Annotated in this window: 7 protein-coding genes; 3 read left to right on the top strand and 4 right to left on the bottom strand. The window is 46.8% G+C overall.

Features of this window, described 5'->3' with window-relative positions; all coding sequences use genetic code 11:
- Positions 1-268: 268 nt before the first annotated feature.
- The 3 genes from thiL to QUA07_RS23295 all read right to left on the bottom strand — a co-directional run bounded on the left by thiL (position 269) and on the right by QUA07_RS23295 (position 2,978).
- Positions 269-1,264: a thiamine-phosphate kinase gene (gene thiL / locus QUA07_RS23285; protein ID WP_333329791.1), complete on the bottom strand. Its 996-nt coding sequence runs from the start codon at positions 1,262-1,264 to the stop codon at positions 269-271.
- A 32-nt stretch (positions 1,265-1,296) separates the two neighbouring features.
- The gene (locus tag QUA07_RS23290) at positions 1,297-1,611 is read right to left on the bottom strand and encodes a hypothetical protein (RefSeq protein ID WP_333207430.1); all 315 of its coding nucleotides are present in this window, start codon (positions 1,609-1,611) and stop codon (positions 1,297-1,299) included.
- Positions 1,612-1,853: 242 nt separating this feature from the next.
- Complete coding sequence (locus QUA07_RS23295) at positions 1,854-2,978, bottom strand: peptidylprolyl isomerase (protein WP_333329794.1); 1,125 nt, start codon at positions 2,976-2,978, stop codon at positions 1,854-1,856.
- Positions 2,979-3,408: 430 nt separating this feature from the next.
- On the opposite strand from QUA07_RS23295, the gene efp reads away from it, so the two are divergent.
- From efp to QUA07_RS23310, 3 genes are all read left to right on the top strand, one after another.
- Complete coding sequence (gene efp, locus QUA07_RS23300) at positions 3,409-3,966, top strand: elongation factor P (protein ID WP_041622404.1); 558 nt, start codon at positions 3,409-3,411, stop codon at positions 3,964-3,966.
- A gap of 199 nt (positions 3,967-4,165) precedes the next feature.
- On the top strand, positions 4,166-4,723 hold the full coding sequence (gene accB, locus QUA07_RS23305; RefSeq protein WP_333329797.1) for an acetyl-CoA carboxylase biotin carboxyl carrier protein: 558 nt from the start codon (positions 4,166-4,168) through the stop codon (positions 4,721-4,723).
- A 30-nt stretch (positions 4,724-4,753) separates the two neighbouring features.
- A complete protein-coding gene (locus QUA07_RS23310; protein ID WP_006631662.1) occupies positions 4,754-5,146 on the top strand; it encodes an ArsR/SmtB family transcription factor in 393 nt (130 codons plus the stop codon).
- 115 nt (positions 5,147-5,261) lie between these two features.
- Here the strand turns inward: QUA07_RS23310 and QUA07_RS23315 are convergent, their stop codons facing one another.
- Positions 5,262-6,017, bottom strand: coding sequence for a GerMN domain-containing protein (locus QUA07_RS23315; protein WP_333329799.1), 756 nt, complete (start codon positions 6,015-6,017; stop codon positions 5,262-5,264).
- Positions 6,018-6,457 lie beyond the last annotated feature (440 nt).

Raw genomic sequence — 6,457 nt, forward strand, 5'->3', positions numbered from 1 at the left:
GGTGATCGTCGGCTACCTCGCCGAGTCAACCGACAATTCCCCCAAAAAACTCGCTCGGCTTTACTGAGGTGGCTTTAACAGTTCGTACCCTTGAGGAGTTCCCGTTCAATAATGTACTAACCTGGAATAACTTGGGCTGGGCTTATCGGGCAAAACTAGACTACATTAACCGAGAAAAACCAGAAGATACAAACCAAACAGCAGAAACCAAGCGGTTGAAACCGCCTTTACACATACTCTCGTCCGCCTCCGCGCACTAAGAGACGATTCAGAAGTGTTGAAATCCTCGATCGATCTTTAATACAGTATCAGGATAAATGCCGCTGCTATCAGTCAACCAGATATCGGTGTTCTCGGTAGCGATTCCCACAATCGCGGCTCCATTTCCTATTTTTTTTACCAATAACTGAGCGCTTGTTATTGACAAAAACAGCACTAACTCGAAGTCTTCGCCGCCGTATAATGCCCAATCTAAAGCTTTTTCGGTTGATAGGATGTCGCTGAAAATATCGGGAATTGGTATTTTTGTGCGATCGACTTTTGCGCCAACACCGCTAGCCCGACAAATTTGAATAATCGCATCTGCTAAACCGTCGCTGCTATCCATTCCGGCGATGGAAAACTCACCCGCAGAATCTAAAATTTCCCTAATAATCTGCAACACATCCAGCCTTGGTTTAGGGCACTGGTGAGCGAGAATTAAAGAAGCTTGATCGACCTTTTCCAGATTTGGCCCGAATTCGGGATTTAACAGCAATTCTAATCCCGCACGGGAGGCTCCATGAACACCCGTGGCGATAATCGCCCAGCCCGATCGCGCATTTGACCGACTAATGGTACGATCGCACTCAACTTGTCCAAAAGCCGTAATTGCCACAGTCACAACAGGCGATCGCACAACATCGCCACCGACGATCGGCGTATCATATTCTTGCAAGCAAGCCGTCATCCCCCGATAAAACTCTTCAACCCACTCCACAGCCGTATCCGCCGCCACAGCGAGGGCTACAGTCACCGCCAGAGGCGTTGCTCCCATCGCAGCCAGATCCGACAAATTTGCCGCTGCTGCGCGCCATCCTGCGTAATAAGGCCCCGTAGTGCGATCGCTAAAATGCACTCCATCCACCAACATATCTGTAGTGATAGCAAGAGATTGGTTGGGATTTGTAGCCATGACAGCGCAATCATCACCCACTATCTCTGCGGGGCAGAATTTTTGCAATATTCTTAAAAGACCTTGTTCACCGATATCTTTAACTTGCATAATTTTGAATTAGTCGATCGCACTTTCTCACTTCACCATTCCTTACCCGAACTTGGCGGCAAGCGCAACCTAGGAAACCTATAAAAAGTATCTCCTTCATCATCTACCTCTAAAATCGCCGAAAAAATCTTAACTTGCCGAGTTAAATACTGCTGAGCAACTTCAGCCTCAACCCTAGCACTAGCCGCCAGTTGAATCAGCGAAATTTGACTGTTTTGAGTTTCTAACAACTGATAAAAAGCCTCATCTAACCGCTGCTTTTGCTTGTTTTCATTCACATTTTTTACAATCAACAAGCCTGCAAATCCGCCCAAACCCATTACCAATAAAAATTGTAAAATAGCCATATTTTCGATTGAATTCCTAATTTCAATAACGAAACTATAAAAATTATCTCTTCTTCCAGCCTGATTGCGGCGGGCTTTGTCTGTATAAAAGTGATTTCAATCGCCGTTACCTTTATTTAGAAAAAATTTCAATGCCTGTCACTATTGATTTTTTCAGCCCGCGCAGGCGGGCTTTGTTTGTGTAAAAGCGATTTCAATCGCCGTCACTTTGGTGTAGAAGCGATTTCAATCGCCGTCATTAATTAAACTTGAGGTCGCACCAAATTTTCGATTCCTTTAACTACCTTAGCAGAAACAATCTTGTCTCCCTGCTTCAGTTGCTCCAAAACTTCTTTTCCTTCAATCATGTAACCAAAAACAGCATAGCGGCCGTCCAACAGATTCAGGCCAGCGGGCGTGAGTTCAGGTTCAAACAAGAAAAAGAAAAACTGAGAAGAAGCGCTATCTGGGTCAGTTTCTGTACGGGCCATAGCCACAGTACCGAAAGCAGAAAAAGGCAAAACAGGTTCGTCGCGATAACGCCCCGCATCTTCTAGAGTAATCCCGTAGATAGGTTCTTTTTCCTCCCTGACGAGCACTTCTAGCGGTATATTCCGGTATTTGCCAGTAGCTGGGTCAATAAAACCCTCTTCCTTGCCTTCGGGGTCTCCCGTTTGCAAAACGTAGGATTCTTCCGATCGAATAAACGGCAAACCGTCATAAAAACCTCGATCGACTAAATCCACAAAGTTACCAGCCGTAACCGGGGCGCTGTAGCCGTCAACCACAACAGTAATTTCCCCTTTTTCAGTTTGTACAGCCACAGTAGCGCGGCCTTTCAGTTGAGGCAGATTAGCATACTTGGCAGGCACTTCAAACGGAAACTTTGTCACCATCAACTCTTCGATTTCGCCTACCGAACCTAGGATTGTGGCTTTCAAGTCCATCACTTTGTCCCTGTCTTTAGCCTCAACAGCCTTTTCCAGTTGAGCAACTTTCTCCTTGACTCCTGCAACTAGCGCCTCCGCTTCCGGCTTTTTGGCGTCGGGAATACTCTCTAAAAGGTCAGATTCCCGAAGGTTGAGAATCCTGGAAGCCTTGCTGACATCGCTGCTAATAGGTCCCCAACGTTTAGACCGTATGTGGTTGCCAATGTCTTCGAGACTAATTTGCAACTCTCGTACAGTCTGATTGTCAATAGGTAAAGCGAAGCGCAGCAGCGCCCGCCCGTCCGTAATCGCATTCCCTGCAGGCATACTGCTGCTGGGGCGTTTCGCATGGGAGACTGCACTGAAACTCAGGGAGAGAGTGAACAGCAAGAGTGCTAAAGCGACGGTTTTGACCCAGCGCTTGCACGTATCGATCGAGAAATTAGGCCAATGCAACATAACTTTAACTTTTATTGCCTCTCTTATCTTCCCACAGCGCTGCCCGCCCTCTAAGCTGCTACCCATCTAAAGTGCCTGTTGGTTTGGCCCGGGAGGAGTTGCCCACTAACAACAGTCAACAGTCAACTGACAACAGCCCACTGCCCACTGCCATTAACATTTCAGTAAAGCACTTGCTCCCTTTGAACGGTAAAATAAAATGCCAATTGCTTTTTGATGCCGTCAGCTAGACTGCGGCTTTAACCTGAGCCGCTCAAAAACGGATACAATCCCCAGACTCCTGTCGTGGAGAGATCAAAATTTTAGACCAAGGTTCAATCTCCCAAATTCATCTGTGGAGTAAATCTAAAATCTAAAATCTAAAATCTAAAATCGACTGACTTTAGTTCCCCCGTGCCTCAAGGCGACGGGATTGCCCGCAAAAATTTATATGATCTCCAGTAACGACTTTCGACCAGGTGTTTCAATTGAATGGAATAACGGCGTGTGGCGGGTTATCGAATTCCTCCACGTCAAGCCAGGAAAAGGCTCGGCTTTCGTGCGGACAAAATTAAAAAACGTCCAAACCGGAAACGTAGTAGAACAAACCTTCCGGGCGGGCGAGACTATGCCTCAAGCCAACCTGGAAAAGAGTGTGATGCAGCATACCTATAAAGAGGGCGACGATTTCGTCTTTATGGATATGGAAACTTACGAGGAAAGTCGCCTCAATGCTAAGCAAATAGGCGATCGAGTCAAGTACCTCAGTGAAGGGATGGAAGTCAGCATCCTCCGCTGGAACGACCAAATCATGGAAGTGGAACTGCCCAACTCTGTTGTCTTGGAAGTGCTGCAAACCGATCCCGGAGTCAAAGGAGATACTGCCACCGGTGGCAGCAAACCCGCGATCGTCTCCACCGGAGCTCAGGTTATGGTGCCTCTATTTATTTCCATTGGAGAACGGATTCGGATTGATACTCGTGAAGACAAGTACCTCGGCCGAGAATAGAAACGAGGGAATAAAAGGGAGTTTTTAGTTTTTAGTTCTGAGTTATGAGTTAAAGAATTCCCAATTCAATACTCATCGCTCACAGCTTAAAAACTATCCCTTTTTCCTCCAAAGTCGTTGATGCTCCTAGCTTCGCCTGATTCTGAATTTTCAATTTTCAATTCTCAATTTTCAATTCTCAATTACCCTTGAATCTGCTGTGCAACTAGACTTAAACCAGCTTTGTGACCTGCTAACTGTATTAGACAAAACTGGCATTTCGGAACTCACCTTAAAAAGTGGGGATATCGAACTGACAGTACGCAAAGGCATTCTGGCAAGTTCACCAGGCACCTCTGCTGCGCTCCCTGCTGCTGTGGCGAGTGTCGCTCCGAGCCTGTTGGGCGCTGTTGCTAGCCCCACCTTAGCGTCACCTCCTGCTGTTGACCAAAATTTAGCAGCGGATCTGGCTGCACCTGTACCCGTCGCCCCTGTCGCCGTACCTGCTGCCGTACCTGCTTCTGTCGATACGAAATGGGTGCCAATTATCTCGCCGATGGTAGGAACCTTTTATCGCGCTGCTGCTCCTGATGAGCCACCTTTTGTCAATGTGGGCGATCGCATCAAGGTCGGCCAGACAGTCTGTATTATCGAAGCGATGAAGCTGATGAACGAGATCGATGCTGATGAAGTCTCCGGTCAAGTGATGGAAATTTTAGTTCAAAATGGCGAACCTGTCGAATACGGTCAAGTGTTGATGCGAATTAATCCGGATTGAAGGATTACTTTATTGTTATGGACAGAATAAATGCTAATATTTCCCGATCACTTCTCTCCGGTGAGTTTGATGAAGTCATCCCAGCCTGTCCCGCAAGAGGTCGTGCAACAAGTTGCTGAGTATTTCAGTATTTTGAGCGAACCTATGCGTTTACGAATTTTGAACTTGCTTCGCGACGGCGAAAAATGCGTGCAAGAATTGGTGGAAGCTACTCAAACGAGTCAAGCCAATGTTTCTAAGCACCTAAAACTCATGCTCCAAGCTGGTATCCTCACTCGCCGGAGTGAAGGGACTTCAGCTTATTATAAGGTGCAAGACGAGTTAATTTTTGAGCTGTGTAATATGGTGTGCGATCGGCTTGCCAGCCGGATCGAACAGCAAGCCCTACACTTTCGGGCATTTAGCCTAACTACGAAGCACTGAAAATTAGTTGCCAGTCCTCAATCCTCAATCCTCAGTCATGAGTCATCAGTTATCAATTCCTATTCTCGGCCTTCAGACCGATGACTAATCACTTGTAACTAATGACTCATCATTACTAAAGGGGAAAATTTTTGTCAAAACTTTGGCGTGTACTCGGCTGAGCCACCTCCAAACCTTCGCCACCCAAAAGTTCTAAAGGCTTGCCTTCCACCGAAATCCAAACCTTGGTATTCGGTTGTAAACTCGTAGCCGTATAGATAACTTGCCCTAACCGGCCAGTCATCGAATTGCTCCCTCCCCCCGAAGTAAATTCGGCCGACAAATCGACATAAACTCCGTCATTCTTAACACTCAAACCCCTGAGTTTTGTCCCATTAGGAATTTCGCTAGAAACAGTTCCATCCTTCGGCCCAGCCAACAAACTGTTAAAAGCAGCTTGTAAAGCTGCATCAGGCTTGTCAGCTTGTTTGACAGCTACTTTCGTAGGAACTCCCTCAAATTTGCCGCTGGCATCTTTAACCCAGTAGACTTGCACTGTCTGGACATCAGTCTGCGGCAAAGGCTTTGGCTGCGGCGATTTTGGGATCAGAGCGTTAGGCGTCTGAACCTGCGGCGTCTGAACCTGTGGCGTCTGAACCTGTGGCACTTGTACAGGATTTGGAGGGGGTACGGGGATAACTACAGCAGGAGATTCCGCTGGACTTGGGGACAGCGGCGGAGCGGTAGTCTGAGCAGAAGACGGCGTATCTGCGGGGGTTGGCGAACGGTTCGCAGTCCACCAGGCAATGCCCCCTCCCGTCAGTAAAGCCAACCCGCAAACACCGGCAATGACGGCTGTGGAGACGCGGCGTACTTCTTGTCCATCTTTCATAATACAAATCCTCTTTAGAAATAGAGCGCTTGGGACGGTGAGGAGCGACTCCCGATCAGCTACATTTGTCTATGGTTAGATTCTGGAATTGACACAATTGCATTGCTGCTAGCGAACACTTTATAGCAAGCCCAACATATTCTGAATCCGACTATTGGAATCCTAGACCATAATATAAGATTTCGCCCGTGGAGTATGTCACAGTATCTCGATCGGCCTAGTGGCTATATTCTATAGTAATCATAAAAAATTAAAGAATAAAGGAAGAAACAATAAGTAAAAAGCAAGAAGGAAGGCAACGGAGGTAAGGGGGGTAACGGATTTAAGGGATTTAACGGATTGAAGCAGGTCTCTAAAAATATATTTTCCCCAAACAAAAAGCGCCCCTATTACTAGGAGCGCTTTTTGTTATCTCAGACTAAAACTTAGCCATTGATAGA

Origin of the sequence: Microcoleus sp. T3_A4 (assembly GCF_036700465.1) — a bacterium.
In the GTDB taxonomy this organism is placed as follows: domain Bacteria; phylum Cyanobacteriota; class Cyanobacteriia; order Cyanobacteriales; family Microcoleaceae; genus Microcoleus.